Genomic DNA, 23646 nt, shown 5'->3' on the forward strand with positions numbered 1-23646 from the left:
CCTTCGCGCTGAAGCTTTTTCTTCAGGGCACGGAGAGCCTGTTCGACGTTATTGTCGCGGACGCTGACCTGCATGTGGTTGTCACCACCTTCCTAAGTTAGAGTTGCACAAAGTTGTGCAGGCCCGCGGCCTATAACAAAGGGCACGCGGCTTGTCTACCGCGAGGCAGAGGAGGGTGCGATGGCTGAAGACGAGATGAAGGCGCGGGTTCTGGACGCGGCCCTCGCGCATGTCCCATTCGACGGCTGGTCCGAGCGGACACTGCAGGCAGCGATTGTCGAAACAGGTGTTTCAGCAGGCCTGGCCCGGTCTTTCTTCCCGCGCGGCGGGGTGGACCTTGCGCTGGCCTATCATGCGCGGGGCGACGCCAAGATGGTCGAGCGACTGCAAACCATTGATCTTTCGGCCTTGCGCTACCGCGACAGGATTGCGGCTGCCGTGCGTGCCCGGCTGGAGCTTGCCGACCGTGAGCTGGTGCGGCGGGGCACCACGCTTTTCTCGCTGCCCCAGCACGCAGCGGACGGGGCACGGGCGATCTGGGGTACGGCGGACCGAATCTGGGTGGCACTGGGCGATACGTCCGAGGATCTGAACTGGTACACCAAGCGCGCAACGCTCTCGGGCGTCTATGGCGCAACGGTGCTGTACTGGCTGGGTGACGATTCGGCAGACCATCAGGCGACCTGGGATTTCCTGGACCGGCGGATCGAGCAGGTCATGCAGTTCGAGAAGCTGAAGGCGAGTTTCCGGGAAAATCCGCTGGGCAAAGTGTTTTTCGCTGGTCCTGGCAAGCTTTTCGAAAGCATTCGTGCGCCAAAACTGCCTGATGACCTGCCCGGCCGGCATCAAGGCTGAGACGGCTACAAAAGGACCGACATGACCCTTTCGCACAGCATGCTCGCGATCGAGATTTCCTCACCAGGCGGGCCTGATGTGCTGACGCCCGCAACGGTCCCGGTGCCGGTGCCGGGCCACGGCCAGATCATCATCCGCGTGGCCTATGCAGGGGTGAACCGGCCCGATGCGCTGCAACGGATGGGGGCCTATGCTCCACCGCCCTCGGCCTCGCCCCTGCCGGGGCTGGAATGCTCGGGCACTGTGGTTGAGGTCGGGCCCGGCGTTTCGCGATGGAAGATCGGCGATCAGGTCTGCGCGCTTCTGCCCGGGGGCGGTTATGCGGAATATGTCGCGACGCCCGAGGCCCATGCCCTGCCGATCCCCAAAGGCCTGTCGCTGCGAGAGGCGGCTTGCCTGCCCGAAACCTGCTTCACCGTTTGGTCGAACGTGGTCATGCGGGGGGCCTTGCGGGCGGGAGAGCGGTTCCTCGTCCATGGCGGGACGAGCGGGATCGGCACGACAGCGATCCAGATCGCCGCCGCCCTTGGTGCGCGGGTGTTTGCGACCGCCGGGTCGGATGAGAAGTGCGAGGTCTGCAGAGAGCTGGGGGCGGAGGCCGCGTTCAACTACCACACGGCGGACTTCGTCAGCGGCATGCGGGCGGCGGGCGGGGCGAACCTGATCCTCGACATGGTGGGCGGGCCTTATGTCGAGCGGAATATCAAGGCCCTGGCCGATGGCGGGCGGCTGGTGCAGATCGCTTTCCTGCAAGGGGCCAAGGTGACGCTGAACCTGGCTGAGGTGATGACCCGGCGGCTGGTCTTGACCGGATCAACCCTGCGCCCGCAATCCGACCTTGCGAAGGCCCGGATCGCGCAGGCGGTCGAGGCGCATGTCTGGCCGATGATCGAAAGGGGGGCGCTGAAAGTGGTCATGGACAGCGAGTACGAGCTGCCCGAAGCCCCTGCCGCGCATTGGCGGATCGAGTCTGGCGGGCATGTGGGAAAGATCGTGCTCAGGGTCAATCCGTAAGGAAATCCTTACCTCAGCTTGGCCCCCGCACGATTGACGGTTTCTTCACGCGCAAAGCTCGGTGACCTAGGGTAAACAGATTTCAGGCGGGATCGGAAGTTTCGATCCAAGACTTGGCCCGAAGGCGCAACCCCAGTCGCCGGAAGGCATCGACGATTTGAGAAAGCATTTTTCCCCAAACTTCCCCTCAGCACTTGCTTTTCATATTGCCGGTCCCGCCACCAATCCTACCGTACCGGCTCTAGAACGGCGTCATTCAGACGGCAGTCGCGGATCACATCGCTGCCACATCGGCGCGGCGAAAGATCGGGCGACAGGCAGATGCGGGCCTCCTGGATAAGGCCATCCTTGCAGGTGATGGTGATCTGATCGCGTTGAAGGCCGGGGTTTGCCTCAAGGAAGGCATCCTCGATCACGCTTGCCGGCAGTGTCAGCGGACGGGAGACGTCTTCGAAGAACTCGGGCACCGTGATGCTTTCGTATGCCTGCCGGGCGGTCTGGAAGTAGGCGTCAGCCGAAAGCCCCGAACAGCGACCATGCTTCTTCCACTGGTAGAAGGCCAGTCCGGCGCCCCCCATGATATCGGCCATCTCCGCGGTCATCGCGCGGCTCGGGTCGCGTTCGGCTGTCCGGCAGTAGGAGGGCCAGCCTTCCTCGTACTGCGGCCAAAGCCCATGAAGGACGAACGTCAGGCCCCGACCGGCATCGCATTGCGGGTCGTCGCGCGCGTCGCCTTCCAGCTCGCACCAGGCCGAGGACCATGAGAGCGACATCACGTAATAGTCGAAGTCTCCCGCCCGTTCACCTTCGGCCGAGGCGGCCCCGCCCCAGCACAAAGCCGCGAGAGCCATCAGAATCCGGCGCATTTCCGCTTTCCCTTCTTGCAATTCGGCCCTATATGGGCCCCTGAATTCCCTGAAAACGTGGAACTCGCGGGTCAGCCCGCCGCCGTTTTCCCGGCACGGGGAAGGTTTGTAAAGGAGAGATCCGATGTCGAAACCACTTATGGCCAAGGCCACTGCCGTCTGGCTGGTGGACAACACGACGCTCAGCTTCGCCCAGATCGCTGACTTTTGCGGCATGCACGAGCTTGAAGTGCAGGGCATCGCCGATGGCGACGTGGCCGCCGGCGTCAAGGGCTTCGACCCGATCGCGAACAACCAGCTGGACCCGATCGAGATCGACCGCGCGCAGGCTGATCCGCTTTATCGGATGAAACTGAAGTTCAACGCTGCTGCCGTTGGCGAAGAAAAGCGCCGCGGCCCGCGCTACACGCCCCTGTCAAAGCGCCAGGACCGCCCGGCCGCCATTCTCTGGCTGGTCAAGTTCCACCCGGAACTGTCGGACGGCGCCATTGGCAAGCTTGTCGGCACCACGAAGCCCACGATCCAGTCGATCCGCGAACGGACGCACTGGAACATTGGCAGCATCCAGCCGATCGACCCCGTTGCTCTGGGCCTCTGCAAGCAGTCCGAGCTTGATGCCGCAGTGCAGGCCGCCGCCCGCAAGAAGGCCGCCGAGGGCAGCGTGATGTCGGATGACGAACGGCGGAAGCTGGTCTCGACCGAGCAGTCGCTTGGCATGGCGCCGGATGCGCGGATGCCCTCGCCGCTCACGGGGCTTGAGGTTGTGGGCGAAGACGAGAAAGAAGAAAGCTCGGCGGCGGACTTCTCGGATGCCGACAGTTTCTTCAACCTGCCCGGTGGTGCGCATGACGACGATGACGACGAAGACCCACGTCGGCGCTGATCTGACCTTCCGGTAGGCTTAAGGCCAGCCAGTCGGCTGCGAAGTTAAACACACGCCCGGTCGCGCACCCGCGATCGGGCATTTTCGTTGCTCACGGCGTTCGGGTTGCGCGGCAGCGCGTCCGCAAGCTGGTGCGAACCGTCGGCTATCCCTTGAGATGCTAAGGGCGGAACCCCTTGTTCCGCAGTGGTTTACCCTTGGTAGTGGGTAAATGGTGCCCAGAAGAGGACTCGAACCTCCACGCCTTGCGGCACTGGTACCTGAAACCAGCGCGTCTACCAATTCCGCCATCTGGGCGATGTCGTGAGCCGCGATGTAACGGTGGCCATGGGCAGAGTCAACGGGCCGAGGTTGAAAATTCGCCGCACTGCTTTTGCCTTGCCCGCACAGGGCCGCGGGGATATTCATCCGGCGAGTTTCAGGGGCCTTCCAGGCACCTTTTGGGGAGCGCGTGCATGAGCAAGCTGGTCACCATCTTCGGCGGTTCGGGCTTTGTGGGTCGCTACATCGCCCGTCGCATGGCGAAAGAAGGCTGGCGGGTGCGCGTGGCCGTCCGCCGCCCGAATGAGGCGCTGTTCGTCAAGCCCTATGGCACTCCCGGACAGGTGGAGCCGCTGGCCTGCAATATCCGCGACGATGCGAGCGTAAGGGCGATGATCCGGGGCGCTGATGCGGTGGTGAACTGCGTCGGCATCCTGAACCGGTCGGGCAAGAACACGTTTGACGCCGTGCAGGCGGAAGGCGCGGGCCGGATCGCGCGTATGGCGGCGGCTGAAGGCGTTCAGACGCTGGTCCAGCTGTCGGCGATCGGCTCGGACAAGGGCTCGGACAGTGACTATGCCCGCACAAAGGCGGAAGGTGAGGCCGCAGTCCTTGCCGCCTTCCCGAACGCCGTAATCCTGCGGCCGTCGATTGTCTTCGGCACCGAGGACGGGTTCTTCAACCGCTTCGCCGCCATGTCCCGGATGGGGCCGGTCCTGCCCGTGGTCGGGGCCGAGACGAAGTTCCAGCCGGTCCATGTCGACGACGTGGCGCACGCGGCGGTCAAAGGAATCCTCGGCCAGGCCGCGCCCGGCATCTACGAGCTTGGCGGGCCGGAGGTTGACACGTTCCGCGGCCTCATGGGCCGGATGCTGAAGGTCATTCAGCGCCGCCGTGCGATCGTCAACGTCCCGTTCTTTCTGGCGCGGATCATGGGGTTCGGCTTCGACATGGTGCAGGCGGCGACGCTTGGCCTGATCGAGAACAAGATGATCACCCGCGACCAGGTGAAGAACCTGCGCCATGACAATGTCGTCTCGCCGGGTGCAAAGGGCCTTGCCGATCTTGGCATCACCCCCACGGCGATGGAGGCTGTGCTGCCGGAATATCTCTGGCGCTACCGCCCCTCGGGCCAGTATGCGGCGATCAAGGATTCAGCCAAGAACCTGAAAAAGGCCTGAGCCTTTGGACACTACTCTGACGGCAGCGTTCCTGGGTCTTCTGGAGGGATTGACCGAGTTCCTGCCGGTCTCCTCGACCGGCCACCTTCTCTTGGCTGGGCATTTCCTGGGCTTCGAGAGTGAAGGCAAGACCTTCGAGGTCGTGATCCAGCTTGGCGCGATACTGGCGTTGTTTTCGGTCTATGCATCCTTGGTCGGTCGGCTTTTGCTGCGCGCCCGGCATGATGAGGCGGCGCACCGGGCAGTTGTCTCGCTGCTGCTTGCGTTTTTGCCTGCCGTGGTGATCGGGGTCATCGCGCATGACTTTGTGAAGACGGTACTCTTCGAAACGCCGATGCTGATCGCGATAATGCTGATCCTGGGCGGGGTCGTCCTTATCGTTATCGACCGGATCGCACCCGCTCCGGTCCACTTCGACGCCCTGGGCCTGCCTTTTCGCAAAGCGCTGGCCGTCGGTTTCTTCCAGTGCATGGCTCTTGTGCCGGGGGTGTCGCGGTCGGGGGCGACCATCGTTGGCGCGTTGCTGATGGGTGTCGAGAAGCGGGCGGCGGCGGAGTTCTCGTTCCTTCTGTCGCTTCCGACGATGGGCGCGGCGGTGGGATATGATCTTTTCCAGAACCGCAATGTCCTGGACTTTGGCGCGGTCTGGGAAATTGCCGTGGGCTTTGCCGTGGCCTTTGTGACGGCGGTTCTGGTCGTCCGCTGGGTGCTGAATTTCATCAGCCGCAATGGTTATGCGCTGTTCGGCTGGTGGCGAATCATCGTTGGAAGCGTCGCACTTGTGGCGCTTTCTTTTGGATTCTGAGAATGTTTGGAAGCATTGCTGACCTAATGTGCGACGAAAACGTCAGCTTTCCTGCCGCATCCCCCGAAAAACCTGTTATTAGGTAAACTATGCTGACTTTTCTTATCGCCTGAAGGGCTGTAGGAAGGCGCTCCCTGGGGTTCGTTGGGAGGCGCAGCCGTGGCCACGCAAAAGATGCTTAAGTTCGTCACTGTCGGCAAGGAAATGCCGGAGAAACGTGATGCATCTTCGCGCGCGCAGGATTTCCACGAGATTTACCGCGAGTACGCCGACCGCAAGGCCGCCGAACAGGCCGGGCGCTGCAGCCAGTGCGGCGTGCCGTATTGCCAATCGCATTGCCCCTTGCACAACAACATCCCCGACTGGCTGAAGCTGACCGCCGAGGGGCGCCTGCAGGAGGCTTATGAGCTTTCTCAGGCGACCAACACCTTCCCCGAAATCTGCGGCCGCATCTGCCCGCAGGACCGGCTTTGCGAAGGCAACTGCGTCATCGAAAGCTCGGGCCACGGCACTGTCACCATTGGGGCGGTCGAGAAGTACATCACCGACACCGCGTGGGAGGAAGGCTGGGTCAAGCCGATCCGCCCGCACGCGGAACGCCCAGAAAGTGTCGGGATCATCGGCGCTGGGCCGGGGGGCCTGGCGGCGGCGGATGTGCTGCGGCGGCAGGGCGTGCAGGTCACGGTCTATGACCGCTATGACCGCGCCGGGGGCCTGATGACCTATGGTATTCCGGGCTTCAAGCTGGAAAAGCCCGTTGTGATGCAGCGGATTGACCAACTGCGCGAGGGTGGTGTCGATTTCGTCGCCAACTGCAATGTGGGCGAGGACATCACCTTTGACGCGATCCGGGGCCAGCACGACGCGGTGCTGATCGCGACCGGCGTCTACAAGTCGCGGGACATCGAGGCGCCGGGCGTTGGGGCAAGGGGTGTCGTGAAGGCGCTGGACTACCTGACAGCGTCCAATCGCAAGGGCTTTGGCGATGAGGTGGCCGAGTTTGACTCTGGCGAGCTGAACGCCTCGGGCAAGCGCGTCGTGGTGATCGGTGGCGGCGATACGGCGATGGACTGCGTGCGGACGGCGATCCGCCAGGGGGCTTTGTCGGTGAAGTGCCTTTACCGCCGTGACCGGGCGAACATGCCGGGTTCGCAGCGCGAGGTGGCGAATGCCGAGGAAGAAGGTGTTGAATTCGTGTGGCTTTCTGCTCCCAAAGGCTTCACCGGCGGCACCGAAGTCGAAGGCGTCATGGTCCAGAAGATGCGCCTTGGCGCGCCAGATGCGACCGGCCGCCAGACGCCGGAGCTGATCGAGGGCGCCGACTATGTCGAGCCCGCCGATCTGGTGATCCAGGCACTGGGGTTCGAGCCGGAAGACCTGCCGACGCTCTGGGGCGTGCCTGAGCTGAAGGTCACCCGCTGGGGCACGATCAAGGCCGATTTCCGCACCCACGAAACCAGCCTTCCCGGCGTCTACGCCGCAGGCGACATCGTGCGCGGAGCCTCGCTGGTGGTCTGGGCCATCCGCGACGGCCGTGAGGCGGCTGACGCAATCCTGGGCTATCTGAACCAGACCGGAGCGGTGGCGGCGGAGTAAGGTTAATCGTTGATGAAGCGTCTTGTTCTCGTCTTGCTTTCATCTTGGTTCCGTCTCTACGCGCGGAGGATAGAGGAAAAGTCAAACGTCAGGATGTGTGACCCATTTCGACAGGTGGAACTGTGATGCGGAAGTTTGTGATCCTTGCCCTGCTGGCGACCCCGGCCACCCCAACCCTCGCCGGCACCTGGACGGCTCCCGAGGGCTGCGAGGTGTTCATGACCGTGCAGGCCAAGGCCTGCCGGGTCTCGCACTACTACCGCTGCGAGGCTGACAACCCCGGTGACCAGTGGCGGGTAGATATGGATCAGGAAGGTCCGTTCTTCTACTCGCGCATCGACAGCGAGGGGCAGTGGGTTGAAAGCTACGATCCGGTCAAGCAGGTGCTGGACCCGGCGCCCGCTGACCCGGCAAGCTTCTCGGAACTGATCGCTGAAGGCACGGACACCTGGGATTTCGGTCTGTCGAAAGAGGATGGCACGGGCAGCCGGGCCTCGGGCTATGACCGGCTGACCGGGCAGACCGTGGTGATCGACGGGATCACGCTGTCGCAGACGGAAGTGGACTTCACCGAGTACGACCGCGAGGGCAACGTCATCCGGCGCTCACGCGGGAACGAGTACCTGAACCCCGAATGGCGGCTCTTCTTCGCCGGGCCGGGCGAGACCGACCTGGGCGACGGCCAGTGGCTGCCGATCGACGGCAGCCCGGTGCAGTTCATCTTTCCGGGGGAAGAGGGGTTTCTTGCGGCCCAGCCGATCTATGACTGCGATGCGCTTACGGCTGGGGTGGAAGAACCTTGGGCCACAGTTCAACCCGTCGCGCTACGGCCGCGGATCGAAGAATGACGGCGCGCGCGATCATCCTGCTGCTGGCAATCGGGGCGACAAGCGCATCTGCCGAGGAGGCCAAGCTTCCGGTACACTCGGCAGGCTATGAGGTTGTAACCGGCGACCCGTCCTGCAATGGCCCGCACCAAAGACTGATCCGGGCAACACTGTCCGTGCCAAATCTGTTGCAAGAGATTAAGGCGTCGCCGGTCTGCCAGATCCGCGAACGCAAGGGTGGGCAACTTGAAGCTCGGGAATTTCCATGTGACGCTTACGCCGTACAGATGCCAGTCAACGGGAACGGATTGCCGGCGACCGACAAAATCGCGCTGAACGCAACCGTCGAGATTTGTCAGGGGCTATGGGACTTTTCGGTCAAACTGACCGATGCTGACCTGAGCGGCAGTTTCAGCGGCCGTGAGTTCGACCCGGTGACTTTGAATTTGTGGGGGCTTTCCGACTCGATGTTGCGCCACACCGAAAGCGACACTGGGAGGCTTTCGGTGTCGATCCGTTGCGCGCCGGATCCTCTGGCCCCCGATGCCGCCCCCCCGTTTGACTTCGAAGCGCTGTTTCGGCTTACCGAGATTGATGCCAATGCATGTTCTGGCGATGCGTGCGCCGAGGTTGCAGACCCGGTCGAGGAAGTTGAGAAGAGAAGTGCGGGTCTCTGGTCAACAATGTCGATATCTGCCGAGTGTCGTGATCCGGCCGCGAGGGCTGCGCCATGACGAACGACGACATCAACCTTGAACGAACCGGCGGGTGCCTTTGCGGGGCGGTTCGGTTCAAGGCCAAGCTGACAGGCATGAACTTCGGCGTGTGCCATTGTGTGATGTGCCGGAAGTGGACCGGCTCGGCTTTGCTGGGGATCACGGTGCCGGTGGGGAACGTGGAGTGGCAGGGCGCGGAGCATATCGCCAAGCGGCAGACCTCGGGGTGGGGCGAGCGGGCCTGGTGCCGGGAGTGCGGGTCGCACCTCTGGTTCAGTGTGACAGTGGAGGGGCCTTATTCCGGCAATCTCGAGCTGCCGATCGGCCTTTTCGACGATGCCAACGGTCTGACTATGACGAACGAGATCTACATCGACCACAAGCCCGACAGCTATGCCTTCGCGGGCGAGGGGCGGCAGGTTCTGACCCGGGCGGACTGCGTTGCCAGGTTTGCACTCTTGGCCAGTGAGTAAGGGCATCATGCAGGACAAGCTGAAATACGAACTCGACGGGCTCGCCAGGACTTGTGTCGCGCTGGTTTGGGTGGTCGTGGCGACCGAGGTGGTCTATGCCGCGAACAGCCTCTACTACCATTTCTATATTGGCTGGCTCGAGGCCGGGACAATCGGCGATGCCGAGGCAGACCAGATCGAAACGGCTACCATGGTGGTGGGCTTCGCCTATCTTGGGGTCTTCGTGGTCTCGGGGCTTTTCTGCTGCACGTGGATCTACCGGGCCAGCTGGAACGCGCGGCAAATCCATCCGACGCCTGAGAGGATCACGCCCGGCTGGTCGGTCGGATGGTTCTTCATCCCGATCCTGTCGCTCTGGAAGCCCTACGAGGCGATGAAGCAGACCTGGAACAGCTCGCACAACCCCGGGGACGATATTCGCGCAACGCTTCCCAGTTTCGCGGGCTACTGGTGGGCGAGCTGGGTCGTTTCGAGCCTTCTCGGCAACCTGAGCTTCCGGCTTTGGCGGAACGCCGAGACGCTGGCGGACTACCGGTTCGCCAACATCGTGGATTTGATCACCTCGCCGATTTCGCTGCTGTCGTCGGTGCTGTTCATCCGCTTGATAAAATCCATCACCGAGGCGCAAAGAGACAGGCGCCCGGGTTCTGGTCTACAGGAGATCTTCGCATGACCAAGTATGACGCCGCCTGGGTGCAGGCCGAAGAGGAAAAGCGCGCGTGGCTGGATGCGAACGGGCTGTACAAACTGGAGGACGAGCATTCGTCCTGCGGCGTGGGGCTTGTCGTCTCGATCAGTGGCAAGCCTTCCCGCAAGGTTGTGGAGAACGGCATCAACGCTTTGAAGGCGGTATGGCACCGGGGGGCGGTCGATGCGGATGGCAAGACTGGCGACGGGGCGGGGATCCATGTGCAGATTCCGGTCAAGTTCTTCCACGACCAGGTGCGCCGGACGGGGCACGAGCCGGACGTTCACAAGCTGATTGCCGTGGGGCAGGTCTTCCTGCCGCGGACGGACTTTGGCGCTCAGGAACGCTGCCGGACCATCGTGGAGTCGGAAGTCCTGCGCATGGGGCATTACATCTATGGCTGGCGGCATGTGCCGGTGGATGTGTCGGTCCTGGGCGAAAAGGCCAACGCGACGCGGCCCGAGATCGAGCAGATTCTGATCCGCTGCGACAAGGACATCGACCAGGAACGCTTTGAGCGCGAGCTTTACATCATCCGGCGGCGGATCGAGAAAGCGGCCACGGCGGCGGGGATCCAGGGGATGTATCTCTGCAGCCTTAGCTGCCGGTCGATCATCTACAAAGGCATGATGCTGGCCGAGCAGGTGGCGACCTTCTACCCCGACCTGATGGACGAGCGGTTCGAAAGCGCCTTCGCCATTTATCATCAGCGGTATTCGACCAACACCTTCCCGCAGTGGTGGCTGGCGCAGCCGTTCCGGATGCTGGCCCACAACGGCGAGATCAACACGCTGAAGGGCAACGTCAACTGGATGAAGTCCCACGAAATTCGCATGGCCTCGAACAACTTTGGCGAGGCGGCGGAAGACATCAAGCCGATCATCCCGGCGGGTACATCGGACAGTGGCGCCTTGGATGCGGTGTTCGAGGTGTTGGTGCGGTCGGGACGTTCTGCTCCTATGGCGAAGACGATGCTGGTGCCGGAGGCCTGGTCGAAGCAGACGGTGAACATGCCCAAGGCCTGGGCGGACATGTATTCCTACTGCAACTCGGTCATCGAGCCCTGGGACGGGCCGGCGGCTTTGGCGATGACCGACGGGCGCTGGGTCTGCGGGGGGCTGGACCGCAATGGCCTGCGCCCGATGCGTTATGTCATCACGGGTGACGGGCTGCTGATTGCGGGCTCGGAAGCCGGGATGGTGCCGGTGGACGAAAGCACGATCCGCGAAAAGGGCGCGCTTGGGCCGGGGCAGATGATCGCGGTCGATATGGTGGCGGGCAAGCTCTACCACGATGTCGAGATGAAGAACAAACTCGCCTCAGCCCAGCCTTATGGGGACTGGGTGGGCAAGATCGTCGATCTGAACGTTCTTCTGAAGGACGTGCCAGAGACGCAGACCTTCACGGGCGGAGAGCTTCGGAAGCGCCAGATCGCGGCGGGGTTCACTCTGGAGGAACTGGAGCAGGTGCTGGCGCCGATGGCCGAGGACGGCAAGGAAATGGTCGCCTCGATGGGCGATGACACGCCGCCTGCGGTGCTGTCGTCGGTCTACCGGCCGCTGTCGCATTACTTCCGTCAGAACTTCAGCCAGGTGACGAACCCGCCCATCGACTCGCTTCGCGAAGGGCGGGTGATGTCGCTGAAAACGCGGTTCGGGAACCTGCGGAACGTGTTGGACGAGAACTCCAGCCAGACCGAAATCCTGGTGCTGGAAAGCCCCTTCATCGCGAACCGCGAGTTCGAAGTGATGGTGGAGCGGTTTGGGGACCAGGTAGCCTTCATCGACTGCACCTTCCCGGTGGGCGAGGGGCTGGACGATCTGCGGCTGGGGCTGGAACGCATCCGGGCGGAAGCCGAGGACGCGGTGCGCTCGGGTGCCGGGCAGCTGGTGCTGACGGATGAGCATCAGGGGCCTTCGAGCGTGGGGATGCCGATGATCCTTGCCACGTCTGCGGTGCATTCGTGGCTGACGCGCAAGGGCCTGCGGACCTTCTGTTCGATCAACGTGCGGTCGGCGGAGTGCATCGACCCGCACTACTTCGCGGTGCTAATCGGGTCTGGGGCGACGACGGTGAACCCCTACATCGCGCAGGATTCGATTGCGGACCGGCTTGAGCGGGGGCTTCTGGACGGAAGCCTGACGGATGCGATGCGGCGGTATCGGGATGCGATTGATGCCGGCTTGCTGAAGATCATGTCGAAGATGGGGATCTCGGTGGTCTCGTCTTATCGCGGGGGTCTGAACTTCGAGGCTGTGGGTCTAAGCCGTGCCATGGTGGCGGAATACTTCCCCGGCATGCATTCCCGTATCTCGGGCATCGGCCTGACCGGGGTCGAGCAGAAGCTGGAGGAGGTCCACCGCAAGGGCTGGCTCGGCGGCGCGGATGTGCTGCCGATTGGCGGCTTCTACAAGGCGCGGCGGTCGGGCGAAAAGCACGCCTGGGAAGCGCAGACGATGCACATGCTGCAATCGGCCTGCGACCGGGCGTCCTATGATCTGTGGAAGCAATACTCGGCCGCGATGCGGGCGAACCCGCCGATCCATCTGCGGGATTTGCTGGACATCAAGACTTTGGGCAAGCCCGTGCCGATTGAGGAGGTGGAGTCGATCACCTCGATCCGCAAGCGGTTCGTGACGCCGGGCATGTCGCTGGGGGCCCTCAGCCCCGAGGCGCACAAGACGCTCAACGTCGCCATGAACCGGATCGGTGCGAAGTCCGACAGCGGTGAAGGCGGCGAGGACCCGGCGCATTTCACTCCCGAGCCGAACGGGGACAATCCGTCGGCCAAGATCAAGCAGGTGGCGTCGGGGCGTTTTGGCGTGACCGCCGAATACCTGAACGCCTGCGAGGAGCTTGAGATCAAGGTCGCCCAGGGCGCGAAGCCCGGTGAGGGCGGCCAGTTGCCGGGGATGAAAGTCACGGCGCTGATCGCGCGGCTTCGGCATTCGACGCCTGGGGTGACGCTGATCTCGCCCCCGCCGCACCACGATATCTATTCGATCGAAGACCTCGCGCAGCTGATCTATGACCTGAAGCAGATCAACCCGCGCGCCAAGGTGACGGTGAAGCTGGTGTCCTCCTCGGGCGTCGGCACCATCGCGGCGGGCGTGGCCAAGGCCAAGGCCGACGTGATCCTGATCTCGGGGCACAACGGCGGGACCGGGGCCTCCCCTGCGACCAGCATCAAGTATGCGGGCCTGCCGTGGGAGATGGGCCTGACCGAGGCGCATCAGGTGCTGGCGATGAACAACCTGCGCGAGCGGGTGACCTTGCGCACCGATGGCGGCCTGCGCACCGGCCGCGACATCGTCATGGCCGCGATGATGGGGGCCGAGGAATACGGCATCGGCACCGCCGCGCTGATCGCGATGGGCTGCATCATGGTGCGCCAGTGCCAGTCCAACACCTGCCCGGTGGGCGTCTGCACCCAGGACGAACGGCTGCGCGCCAAGTTCACCGGCAGCGCGGACAAGGTGGTGAACCTGATCACCTTCTACGCGCAGGAGGTCCGCGAAATCCTGGCGCAGATCGGCGCGCGCTCGATGGATGAGATCATCGGGCGGGCCGACCTGCTGACCCAGGTCAGCCGGGGGGCCGCGAACCTTGACGACCTCGACCTGAACCCGCTCCTGATCTCGGTCGATGGGTCGCAGAAGATCACCTATGACCGGTCAAAACCCCGGAACGCGGTGCCGGACACGCTGGACGCCGACATCATCCGCGACGGCCACCGGTTCTTTGAAGACGGCGAGAAGATGCAGCTTTCCTATGCCGTGCGGAACACCCACCGCACCATCGGCACGCGGGCGTCTTCGCACATCGTCAAGAAGTTCGGGATGCGGAACGCGCTGCAGCCAGACCATCTGACGGTCAAGCTGAACGGCTCCTGCGGCCAGTCGCTGGGGGCGTTCAGCGTCCGTGGCCTGAAGCTGGAGGTCCAGGGCGACGCCAACGACTACGTGGGCAAGGGCCTGTCGGGCGGCACGATCACCGTACGGCCGCTGATGTCCTCGCCGCTGAAGGCCGAAGAGAACACGATCATCGGCAACACCGTGCTTTACGGCGCGACCGACGGGTTCCTGTTCGCAAGCGGCCGGGCCGGGGAACGCTTCGCCGTCCGGAACTCGGGCGCGTCGGTCGTGGTCGAAGGCTGCGGCTCGAACGGCTGCGAGTACATGACCGGCGGCGTGGCGGTGATCCTTGGCCGGATCGGCGCTAACTTCGGCGCGGGGATGACGGGGGGCATGGCCTATGTCTACGACCCGGACGGGGTGGCCGAGGACTTCATGAACCTCGAATCGATCCTGACCTGCGCCGTGGGCCACCCGCATTGGGAGATGCAGCTGAAAGGCCTGATCGCCCGGCATCTGGAGGAGACGGGAAGCCGGGTGGCGGAGCGGGTCCTGGCGAACTGGGACAGCGAGCGGCTGAACTTCGTGCAGGTCTGCCCGAAGGAAATGATCGACCGTCTAGCCTATCCGCTTAGCGACGAGGTCGCCAAGGTTCCGGCGGAGTGACATCGGGCGCCCGGTTCGAATAGAGCCGGGCGCCTACCTTCGGCGACTGTCGTCCGAACGTGGCCGCGCTGTCATGCAACCGTAACGCTTGGGTCGCACCAAGGGATCGTTCACCCCTTTGGCGGAGACCATCACCATGACCATCCGGGTTCTGACCCTCTGCACTGCGCTGACCTGCATTCCCCTGACCGCCGCAGCCGAGATCGCCTTTCCGGCGACGCTGGCGGGCCATGCCCTGATCCCGGCTGCGACCTTTATCGCTCCACCAGCTGATGCCCCGAAGGATGCAGCACTGTCCGGCAAGTTCACCGGGGCGGGCCGCGCCATGGAGGCCGGAACGATGCCGGGTGATACCGGCGCGAACCACGGTAAACGGCCGACGGGTCTGTCGATGCCGTTCGAAGGCCAGCCGCTTCAGGGTCTTTCAGGCTTTGCGATGAACCTGGCCGAGGATGGCTCGACCTTCGTGCTGACAGACAACGGCTTTGGCGCCAAGGGCAACAGCCCCGACGCGCTTCTCTTCTTCCACCGCATGACTCCGGACTTCGCCGCGGGAACTGTCGAAGTCAAAGAGACGGTGTTCCTTCGTGATCCCGATTTCAAGGTGCCCTTCCGCATCGCCTATGAAGGCACCGACAGCCGCTACCTGACCGGCGCGGACTTCGACCCCGAGAGCATCCAGTTCCTGAACGGCGAGCTTTGGATCGGCGAGGAGTTCGGTCCCTACATCCTGCGCGTGGCGTTGGATGGGAAGGTGCTGGATGTTTACCCGACGATGGACGGCGAGACCCAGCTGAAGAGCCCCGAAGCGCCCGGCATCAGCGCAACCTCGGTCGCGGGCAAGGACTGGACGGTGCAGCGGTCGGGCGGGTACGAGGGCATGGCGCTGCAGCCGGGGTCGAACCTCCTTTGGCCGATGCTGGAGAAGCCGCTTCTGGGCGAGGACGGCCAGCCAGCCGGAACGGCGCTTCGCGTCCGGGCCTTTGATCCGGCAAAGGGCGAATGGACCGGGGCCGAATTCAAATTCGCGCTGGCCGAAGGGGCGACCGCGATTGGTGACTTCAACTTCATCGACGAAACCCGGGCCCTGGTGATCGAGCGCGACAATGGCGAGGGCGCTGCCAGCCTGAAATGTGCGGGCGATCCGGCGCCGGACTGCTTCCCGATGCCTGCTATGCTGAAGCGCGTGGTGCTGATCGATACCGCGCAGATCGACGCCGAGGGCTTCGTCAAGCGCCTCGGCCATATTGACCTGATGAACATCGCCGACCCCGAAGCCAAGGCACGGCTGGAGACGGTCGGCAGTGAGGCGGGCAAGTTTACGCTCCCGTTCGTCACCATCGAGGACGTGATGAAGGTCGACGACATACACATCATGGTGGCCGTCGACAACAACCTGCCCTACTCCTCGGGCCGGGCGCTGGACAAGGCTGCGGACAACGAGTTCGTGCTGCTTTCGGTGCCCGAGCTTCTTGCGGCGAAGTAAGCCGGGATTTTTCGTCGAAAAATCGTAGGCTTTTGCGTCAGTCGTCCGAGGATTTGGCCCAGAGGTTGATGTCCTTCTCTTCCGAGATGGCGTCGATCCGGGCCAGTTCTTCGTTGGTGAACTCCAGATTCCGGATCGCGCCGACGCAGTCCACCACTTGCTCGGGCCGTGAGGCCCCGATCAGGGCGCTTGTGACGCCGCCGCCACGCAGGACCCAGGCCAGCGCCATCTGCGCCAGGGTCTGGCCCCGCGCCTCGGCCATTGCGTTCAGCCTGCGGACCGACCCCAGCGCCTTTTCGACGACCGACGGGTGCAGCGACTTGTCCTGCGAGGCGCGGCTGCCCTCGGGAATGCCGTTCAGGTACTTGTTGGTCAGAATACCCTGTGCCAGCGGGATGAAGGCGATGGAGCCGACGCCAAGCTCGGCCAGGGTGTCCTTCAGCCCGTCGGTCTCTACCCAGCGGTTCAGGATGTTGTAGCTCGGCTGGTGGATCAGAAGGGGTGTCCCGAGGTCCTTCAGGATTGCCACCGCCTCACGCGTGCGCTGGCTGTTGTAGCTGGAGATGCCCACGTACTGCGCCCGGCCGGAACGGACGATGTGGTCGAGGGCACCCATGGTCTCCTCAAGCGGTGTGTCGGGGTCGAAGCGGTGGGAATAGAAGATGTCGACATAGTCGAGACCCATCCGCTTCAGCGACTGGTCGCACGAGGCGATCAGGTACTTCCGGCTGCCCCATTCGCCATAGGGCCCGTTCCACATGTGGTAACCAGCCTTGGAGGAGATGATCAATTCGTCTCTAACGTGGCGGAAATCGGTCTTCAGGATATCGCCAAAGGCCTCTTCGGCGCTGCCAGCCGGCGGGCCGTAGTTGTTTGCCAGGTCGAAATGGGTGATGCCGTGGTCGAAGGCCGCGTGGCAGATCGCCTGCTTCGTCGCATGGGGCGTGTCATGGCCGAAGTTGTGCCAAAGCCCGAGGCTGATCGCCGGCAGCTTAAGGCCCGAGCGGCCGCAGCGGCGGTAGATCATCCGGTCATATCGGTCTTCGCGGGGAGTATAGGTCATGGTGTCCTCCAGTCCGCGCCACCATTCCACTTGGGGCGGGCGGCTTCAAGTTGCGCGGGGCGGATTTCCGGGGGATGGTAAGCGCATGAGGCAGGTCCGACAGTTGTGGGATTTCACCGTGGCGGTCTCGCTGCGGATGGGCGACGGTCACTTCGGCCTGATCGCGGCGGGGGTGGCCTTCTTCGCGATGTTCGCGGTCTTCCCCGGCCTTGCCGCCGCCGTCGCGCTTTGGGGTTTGGTGGCAGACCCCACGGTCATCGCGGGCTATCTGACGGTTGCCGAACGCTTCCTTCCACCGGAGGCCCGGACCTTGGTGCATGATCAGGTGATGGGTCTTATCAGTGCCCCACGCGGCGCGCTTGGCTGGACCACGTTCCTGTCGCTTGGCATTGCGCTCTACTCCGCCCGGGCGGGAGTTTCCGCGCTGACCCAGGGCTTGGACGTTGTGCACAGATCGCGGCCCAGAGGTTGGCTTTGGGGCTGGGTGGTCGACTTCGTCCTGACCGTGGCACTGATCGGCGCGCTGTTCGTAGCGCTGATGACGGTGGTTGTTGTCCCGATCCTTCTTGGCTACGTCCAGTTCGGGACGTTCGAGGCCTGGCTGACCAAGGTCCTGCCCTGGGGTGCGATGTTCCTTCTGGTGGTGACCTGCCTGTCGATCCTCTATCGGTTCGGCCCCAACGTTCCCGGCGGGTTCCGGTCACCCTGGATAACGGTCGGCGTGCTGGTCGCGGCAGCGGCCTGGGCGGGGGTTTCAATCGGATTTTCGGTCTATCTCGCGAACTTCAACAGCTACAACGCCATCTACGGCTCGATCGGGGCGGTGATAATCCTGATGATGTGGCTTTACCTCAGCGTCTGGGCCGTGCTTCTAGGCGGAGCGATCAACGCCGAGCTTGACGCGCGTCTGCGGATAGTCCTGCGGGGGCCTAGACGGGCAGGGCCCCCAGACCAGGATCAGACGTAGCGGTTCCAGAGGTTTTCCAGCCGCTCTTGCCGCCCCGACTTCGGCTGGGGTTCGATCTTTTCGTCCAGGACACGGGCTGCGGCCTCTTCCAGGCTGCCCTTCAGCATCGCTTTGGCCACCGGGGTCTCCCACCCGGCATAGCGGGCCTGCTTGGCAGCCTCCATCTCACCCGATTCCAGCAAGGCCGCTGCCGATTTCAGAGCGCGGGCGCAGGTGTCCATCCCGCCGACATGGGCGAGGATCAGGTCTTCGGGGTCCAGCGACTGCCGCCGGATCTTTGCGTCAAAGTTCACACCGCCGGTGGTGAAACCGCCTGCCTTCAGGATTTCGTAGAACGCCACGGCCTTTTCGGGGTGGTTGTTCGGGAACTGGTCGGTGTCCCAACCGGACTGATAGTCGTTCCGGTTCATGTCGATGGAGTGGAAAATCCCCAAGGAGGCCGCGAGCGCGATCTCGTGTTCGAAGCTGTGGCCCGCAAGGATCGCGTGGCCCTGTTCGATGTTCGTCTTGACCTCTTTCTCCAGTCCGAAGTCCTTGAGGAAGCCATAGACCGTGGCGACGTCATAGTCGTACTGGTGCTTCGAGGGTTCCTGCGGCTTCGGTTCGATCAGGATCGTCCCCTTGAAGCCGATCTTGTATTTGTATTCGACGACCTGCTGCAGGAAGCGGCCTGCATGTTCGCGTTCGGCCTTGAGGTCGGTGTTCAGAAGCGTCTCATAACCCTCGCGCCCGCCCCAGAGGACGTAGTTCTGCCCGCCAAGGCGCATGGTCACATCCATGTTCGCTTTCACGGTCGCAGCGGCATAGGCGTAGACGTCCGGGTCGGGGTTGGTGGCAGCGCCCGACATCCAGCGGCGGTGCGAGAAGAGGTTCGAGGTGCCCCAGAGAAGCTTCGCCTTGTGCCGCGTCTGTTTGTCACCAATGTAGTCGGCGACCTCGTTCAGGTTCTTCAGGCTTTCGGCAAAGGTCGCCCCTTCCGGTCGCATGTCGGCGTCGTGGAAGCAGTAAAAGGGCTGGCCCAGGATATCGAACATCTCGAAGGCGACGTCGGCCTTGAGCTTCGCCAGCGCCATCCCGTCGCCGAACCACGGCCGTTCGAAGGTCTGGCCGCCGAACGGGTCGCCGCCCGGCCAGGCGAAGCTGTGCCAGTAGGCGACGGCAAAGCGGAGGTGGTCCTCCATCCGCTTGCCGAGGATGACCTCGTCGGGGTTGTAGTGGCGGAAGGCGAATTCGTTGGTCGACGAAGCGCCTTCGTATTTGATTTGCGGGATGCCTTTGAAGAAATCGGTCATGTCAGATCCTTGATGGCAGATTGGGCGGCGCGGAACCGGGCTGCTCCGGCGTCGAAGGCGTCTTTTAGTGCAGGATCGGGGTCGATCACGCGCGCGATCTTGGGCAGCGTGGCGATTTCGGCACCAGCCCCGGTCGCGGCCATGATCGCAAGCCGGGCGGCCCCGAAGGCGCCGCCGAAGTCGCCCGCGACCGGAAGCTGAACGGGGCAGTCAAGTGCTGTGGCGATGAGTTTGAGCCAGTAGTCCGACCGCGACCCTCCGCCGACGGCCAGCAGATGCTCCAGCCTGGTCCCGGTGGCCGCCAACGCGTCGCGGCTGTCGCGGATGGCGTAGGTGACGCCTTCCAGGACGGCACGGGTCGCGGCCTGCCGGTCGGTGGCGTGTTCAAGGCCGACAAAGGCACCCCGCACGCTGGCCGAGTTGAGCGGGGTCCGCTCGCCGCCCAGATAGGGCAGGAACAGGGTCTTGCCGGGGGGCTGCAGGTCGCCAAGCGCGCCCGTCAGCTTCGCGGCGTCGGCGCCCACCAGGTTAGCATACCAGTTCAGCGCATCGGTCGCGGCCAGGATCACGCCCATCTGATGCCAAGTGTTCGGCAGGGCATGGCAGAAGGTATGTACCGCGGTTGCCGGATCTGGCTGGTAGCCATCATTCGCAGCAAAGAGCACACCAGAGGTGCCGAGCGAGACGAAGGCCTCACCCGCCCGGACAACGCCCACGCCCACGCCCGAAGCCGCGTTGTCGCCACCGCCCCCAGCCACGACCACACCATTCGGCAGACCCCAGCGCTTGGCCAGCGCGTCGCGTAAAGAGCCCGAGACGTCCGAGCCCTCGACCAGCCGCGGCATCTGCGCCCGCGAAAGCCCGGTGGCTGCCAAGAGCTCGTCCGACCAGTCGCGCTGTCCAGTGTCCAGCCAGCTGGTTCCGGCGGCATCCGACATCTCGCCGACATGATCGCCGGTCAGCCAGAGGCGCAGATAGTCCTTCGGCAGCAGCACCTTGGCCACCCGGCCCCAGATCGACGGCTCATGGCGCTGCACCCAGACCAGCTTCGGTGCGGTGAAGCCTGGAAAGACGATGTTCCCGGTCAGCCGCCTGAACTTGGGGTCGGCATCCAGCGCCGCGGCCTCGGCATGGCTGCGGGTGTCGTTCCAGAGGATGCAGGGCCGCAGCACCTCGTCCCCGGCGTCCAGAAGCGTGGCACCATGCATATGGCCCGAAAGACCAATGCCGCGCACCCCGGCCAAGCCTTTGGCGGAGAGCCTGTCGAACACCGTTTCGGCCGCATTGATCCAGTCCGAGGGGGACTGTTCGCTCCACCCCTCGGCCGGGCGCGATACGGTCAACGGTGCCGTGGCCTCGGCAAGGACGGTCTGGTCCTCGCCGATCAAGACGCCCTTCAGGCCGGACGTTCCAAGATCCAGCCCGATATACATCACGCGGCCAGATGCGAGGGCTTCTTGCCCAGGATGATCATCCCCAGGATGTCGTCATCGGTGACTTCGTTGACGTTCACCGTGCCGACCAGCTGTCCGTTCTTCATCACGCTGGCCCGATCGCACAGCTTCATGACGTTGTGGATGTCATGCTCGATCAGGAATATGCCCAGGCCTTGCGCTTTCAGCTCGTGGATCAGCTCGGCCACCATCTGCGTCTCGTGCGGGCCAAGGGCGGCAGTGGGTTCGTCCATGATCAGGATCTTGGCGTTGAAGTAGACCGCCCGCGCGATGGCGACGGACTGCCGCTGCCCGCCCGACAGCATGTTGACCGGCACGTTGAACTTGCGAAAGTTCGGGTTCAGGCGGCCCATGATCTTGCGGGTTTCAGCCTCCATCCTGGATTCGTCGACAAATCCCATCGGTCCTACGAGTTCCCGTCCAAGGAACAGGTTCGACGCCGCGTCGAGGTTGTCGGCCAGCGCCAGCGTCTGGTAGATCGTCTCGATGTTCTGGGCGCGGGCGTCGCGGGGGTCCTTGATCTCGACCTCCTGGCCGTTGATCAGGATTTGGCCCGAGTCCTTCTGATAGGCGCCTGAGAGGCACTTGATCAGCGTCGACTTGCCCGCCCCGTTGTGGCCCAGAAGGCCGACCACTTCGCCGGGGAAAAGGTCGACCGTGACGTGATCCACGGCCTTGATGCCCCCGAACGCGATCGAGATGTCGCGGAGTTCGACAAGCGGGGTTCCGGTTCTGTTTACCATGATGTCAGCCCCTTACTTGATGCGTTTGCGGTAGACGATGTCGAGCCAGACGGCCAAGACCAGCGCGATGCCGATCACGATCCGCTGGTAGGACCCGTCGCCAAAGCCGATCAGGACCATGCCGGTCTGGAGCGACGTCAGGATAAGCGCACCGATGATGGCGCCGTAGATCGTGCCCACGCCACCGGCAAGCGAAGTGCCCCCGACAACGGCGGCGGCGATCACGTAAAGCTCGTCGAGGTTGCCCATCGCGTTGGTGGATGAGTTCTGGCGGGCTGCTCCGATGACCGCCGCAATACCGGCCAGGCCGCCCATCAGGGTGAAGATCTTCACCGTCATAGCCCGCGTGTTGATGCCCGACAGGGCGGCGGCCTCAGGGTTGCCGCCGATGGCAAAGACATAGCGGCCAAACCGGGTGCGGGTCATCAGGATCGTCATGAAGATCGCCACCGCAATCATGATCAGTACCGGGTAGGCGAAACCATGGCCGAACGTGGCGCAGACACCGGAGTAGATGTCGTTCTCCTGGGCGCAGACGGGCACTTCCTGGCCAAGCCCAGTGTAGTACTTCTGGATGTTCCCGCGCGGCCAGACATAAGAGTTGACCATCGCCGTAGCGCCGATGATCACTGCGCATACAAGGCCGATCACGAAGGTCTCGGCCCAGACCGGGCGCAGCGCAAACCCGTGTTTCTGGCGAGATTTGCGGCCGTTCATAAAGGCCCAGACGACGAAGACGCAGGCGATAACCCCGAAGATCCAGCTTCCGGTCCGGCCAAGGGCACCGAACGACCCGCCGCCGATCAGCGAGAAGGTGTCGTCAAGGGGCGCGATGGTCTTGCCGCCTGCGACCAGGAACGCCGCGCCGCGCCAGACCAGAAGCCCTCCCAGCGTGACAATGAAGGAAGGAATGTTCAGGAACGCGATCAGCACACCCTGGAAAGCACCGATCAGCGCGCCCATCGCGATGCCGAAGATCACCGTGATGATCCAGATCGACGGATGGCCAAGCCCCAGGGCGGGTGTGAGGTACTCGACCTGCAAAAGGCCCATGTACATGCCGACCATACCCATGATCGACCCGACCGAAAGATCGATGTTGCGGGTGATGATGACCAGCACCATCCCTGTCGCCATGATCCCGATATAGGCCGTCTGGACGCTGAGGTTCCACAGGTTGCGCGGGGTCAGGAAGCCGTTGGCGTCCGCTTGGGCGGCGCCCAGAAGCAGTGACGGGCGCCCCAGCACGATCGTGGAATAGGCCTCGAAGGCCAGCCAGATCAGGAGAAGCGCTCCGACCATGCCCAGAAGGCGGGGATCGATCTCTGTCGCGCGCAGGAAACGGTTGAAGCCGCTCTCCTGAGGCGCGTTCGATGTCGGGGAATGGGGTGTGGTGGTCATATTCTCGTCCAGCCGGTGAGAGGGATAGGGCTGTGCCGGTATTGCGCGCCAAGATGCACGCAAGAACCGCCCCAACTGGGGCGAAAGGCTAGCTGCATGGGTAAAGAGGTCCGGCGCCGTCCAGTCAGACGGCGCCGGTAGATCAGCCTAGATCACTGGCAGGCAGCGACGCCTTCCATGGCACCTTCGCAGGCCTGTTCTTTGGTGATGTGGCCAGCGTCGATCGCCAGGTTCAGCGTGTCCTTGGTGATCGGAGTCGGGTCCAGAAGGATCGCGTTCATTTCAACGCCCTTCTCGCCGCCCGAGAACTTGGTCGCGTTCGGGATCGCGTCCACTGCTGTGCCATCGGCCATCATGCTGGCGATTTCGCCGGCAGCTTTGCCCAGGTCACGCGCGTTCTTCCAGACCGACACGGTCTGGGTGCCACGGGCCACCCGGTTGATCGCTGCAAGGTCGCCATCCTGGCCACCCAGCGGAACGTTGAGGCCCTGAGCGGCAAGAGCCGCCGCCGCGCCACCAGCCATGCCGTCGTTCTGCGACAGAACGGCGTCAACG

At 63.6% G+C, this 23646-nt stretch carries 21 protein-coding genes and 1 tRNA gene; 13 read left to right on the forward strand and 9 right to left on the reverse strand.

Annotated features, from left to right (window positions below; all coding sequences use genetic code 11):
• A partial coding sequence (gene rpsU, locus ACRCSW_RS11135; protein ID WP_438705109.1) for a 30S ribosomal protein S21 occupies positions 1-74 on the reverse strand: 74 nt, incomplete at its 3' end.
• Between the two features lie 106 nt (positions 75-180).
• Here rpsU and ACRCSW_RS11140 point away from each other — a divergent pair.
• A complete protein-coding gene (locus ACRCSW_RS11140) occupies positions 181-855 on the forward strand; it encodes a COQ9 family protein (protein WP_438705074.1) in 675 nt (224 codons plus the stop codon).
• 21 nt (positions 856-876) lie between these two features.
• The gene (locus ACRCSW_RS11145) at positions 877-1869 is read left to right on the forward strand and encodes an NAD(P)H-quinone oxidoreductase (RefSeq protein WP_438705075.1); all 993 of its coding nucleotides are present in this window, start codon (positions 877-879) and stop codon (positions 1867-1869) included.
• Between the two features lie 227 nt (positions 1870-2096).
• On the opposite strand, the gene ACRCSW_RS11150 is transcribed toward ACRCSW_RS11145, so the two are convergent.
• Complete coding sequence (locus ACRCSW_RS11150; protein WP_438705077.1) at positions 2097-2735, reverse strand: ribonuclease T2 family protein; 639 nt, start codon at positions 2733-2735, stop codon at positions 2097-2099.
• A gap of 124 nt (positions 2736-2859) precedes the next feature.
• On the opposite strand from ACRCSW_RS11150, the gene ACRCSW_RS11155 reads away from it, so the two are divergent.
• On the forward strand, positions 2860-3618 hold the full coding sequence (locus ACRCSW_RS11155) for a DUF1013 domain-containing protein (protein ID WP_438705078.1): 759 nt from the start codon (positions 2860-2862) through the stop codon (positions 3616-3618).
• 212 nt (positions 3619-3830) lie between these two features.
• On the opposite strand, the gene ACRCSW_RS11160 is transcribed toward ACRCSW_RS11155, so the two are convergent.
• Positions 3831-3915, reverse strand: a tRNA-Leu gene (locus ACRCSW_RS11160).
• A 158-nt stretch (positions 3916-4073) separates the two neighbouring features.
• Between ACRCSW_RS11160 and ACRCSW_RS11165 the strand changes: the two genes are divergently transcribed.
• The 9 genes from ACRCSW_RS11165 (at position 4074) to ACRCSW_RS11205 (ending at position 16171) form a co-directional block, all read left to right on the forward strand.
• A complete protein-coding gene (locus ACRCSW_RS11165) occupies positions 4074-5060 on the forward strand; it encodes a complex I NDUFA9 subunit family protein (protein ID WP_438705080.1) in 987 nt (328 codons plus the stop codon).
• Between the two features lie 4 nt (positions 5061-5064).
• Complete coding sequence (locus tag ACRCSW_RS11170) at positions 5065-5865, forward strand: undecaprenyl-diphosphate phosphatase (protein WP_438705081.1); 801 nt, start codon at positions 5065-5067, stop codon at positions 5863-5865.
• A 159-nt stretch (positions 5866-6024) separates the two neighbouring features.
• Positions 6025-7461 carry an NAD(P)-dependent oxidoreductase gene (locus ACRCSW_RS11175; protein ID WP_438705082.1) on the forward strand — a complete coding sequence of 479 codons (1437 nt, stop codon included), beginning with the start codon at positions 6025-6027 and terminating at the stop codon, positions 7459-7461.
• A 125-nt stretch (positions 7462-7586) separates the two neighbouring features.
• Positions 7587-8309, forward strand: coding sequence for a hypothetical protein (locus ACRCSW_RS11180; protein ID WP_438705084.1), 723 nt, complete (start codon positions 7587-7589; stop codon positions 8307-8309).
• The gene (locus ACRCSW_RS11185) at positions 8306-9022 is read left to right on the forward strand and encodes a hypothetical protein (RefSeq protein ID WP_438705086.1); all 717 of its coding nucleotides are present in this window, start codon (positions 8306-8308) and stop codon (positions 9020-9022) included. Before ACRCSW_RS11180 ends, ACRCSW_RS11185 begins: the two co-directional genes overlap by 4 nt.
• Positions 9019-9477, forward strand: a complete 459-nt coding sequence (locus ACRCSW_RS11190; RefSeq protein ID WP_438705088.1) for a GFA family protein — start codon at positions 9019-9021, stop codon at positions 9475-9477. Before ACRCSW_RS11185 ends, ACRCSW_RS11190 begins: the two co-directional genes overlap by 4 nt.
• A 7-nt stretch (positions 9478-9484) precedes the next feature.
• Positions 9485-10150, forward strand: a complete 666-nt coding sequence (locus tag ACRCSW_RS11195; RefSeq protein ID WP_438705090.1) for a DUF4328 domain-containing protein — start codon at positions 9485-9487, stop codon at positions 10148-10150.
• Positions 10147-14685 (forward strand): glutamate synthase large subunit, encoded by a 4539-nt coding sequence (gene gltB / locus ACRCSW_RS11200; protein ID WP_438705092.1) that lies wholly within the window; start codon positions 10147-10149, stop codon positions 14683-14685. The genes ACRCSW_RS11195 and gltB overlap by 4 nt, the downstream gene beginning before the upstream one ends.
• A gap of 136 nt (positions 14686-14821) precedes the next feature.
• Positions 14822-16171 (forward strand): esterase-like activity of phytase family protein, encoded by a 1350-nt coding sequence (locus ACRCSW_RS11205; protein WP_438705094.1) that lies wholly within the window; start codon positions 14822-14824, stop codon positions 16169-16171.
• A 37-nt stretch (positions 16172-16208) separates the two neighbouring features.
• Here ACRCSW_RS11205 and mgrA read toward each other — a convergent pair whose 3' ends face one another.
• Positions 16209-17234: an L-glyceraldehyde 3-phosphate reductase gene (mgrA, locus tag ACRCSW_RS11210; RefSeq protein ID WP_438705096.1), complete on the reverse strand. Its 1026-nt coding sequence runs from the start codon at positions 17232-17234 to the stop codon at positions 16209-16211.
• Between the two features lie 85 nt (positions 17235-17319).
• Between mgrA and ACRCSW_RS11215 the strand changes: the two genes are divergently transcribed.
• The gene (locus ACRCSW_RS11215; protein WP_438705098.1) at positions 17320-18201 is read left to right on the forward strand and encodes a YihY/virulence factor BrkB family protein; all 882 of its coding nucleotides are present in this window, start codon (positions 17320-17322) and stop codon (positions 18199-18201) included.
• Here the strand turns inward: ACRCSW_RS11215 and xylA are convergent.
• From xylA to ACRCSW_RS11240, 5 genes are all read right to left on the reverse strand, one after another.
• Entirely contained in the window at positions 18192-19493 is a 1302-nt protein-coding gene (gene xylA, locus ACRCSW_RS11220; protein ID WP_438705100.1) for a xylose isomerase, read from the reverse strand. The two genes, ACRCSW_RS11215 and xylA, sit on opposite strands and share 10 nt — an antisense overlap.
• On the reverse strand, positions 19490-20926 hold the full coding sequence (gene xylB, locus ACRCSW_RS11225; RefSeq protein WP_438705102.1) for a xylulokinase: 1437 nt from the start codon (positions 20924-20926) through the stop codon (positions 19490-19492). Before xylB ends, xylA begins: the two co-directional genes overlap by 4 nt.
• Positions 20926-21690 carry an ATP-binding cassette domain-containing protein gene (locus ACRCSW_RS11230; protein ID WP_438705104.1) on the reverse strand — a complete coding sequence of 255 codons (765 nt, stop codon included), beginning with the start codon at positions 21688-21690 and terminating at the stop codon, positions 20926-20928. The genes xylB and ACRCSW_RS11230 overlap by 1 nt, the downstream gene beginning before the upstream one ends.
• 12 nt (positions 21691-21702) lie before the next feature.
• Positions 21703-23091 carry a sugar ABC transporter permease gene (locus tag ACRCSW_RS11235; protein ID WP_438705105.1) on the reverse strand — a complete coding sequence of 463 codons (1389 nt, stop codon included), beginning with the start codon at positions 23089-23091 and terminating at the stop codon, positions 21703-21705.
• Positions 23092-23243: 152 nt separating this feature from the next.
• The coding region (locus tag ACRCSW_RS11240) for a substrate-binding domain-containing protein (RefSeq protein ID WP_438705107.1) at positions 23244-23646 on the reverse strand (403 nt) is incomplete at its 5' end.

This window comes from Tabrizicola sp., from assembly GCF_051645465.1.
GTDB lineage: Bacteria > Pseudomonadota > Alphaproteobacteria > Rhodobacterales > Rhodobacteraceae > Tabrizicola.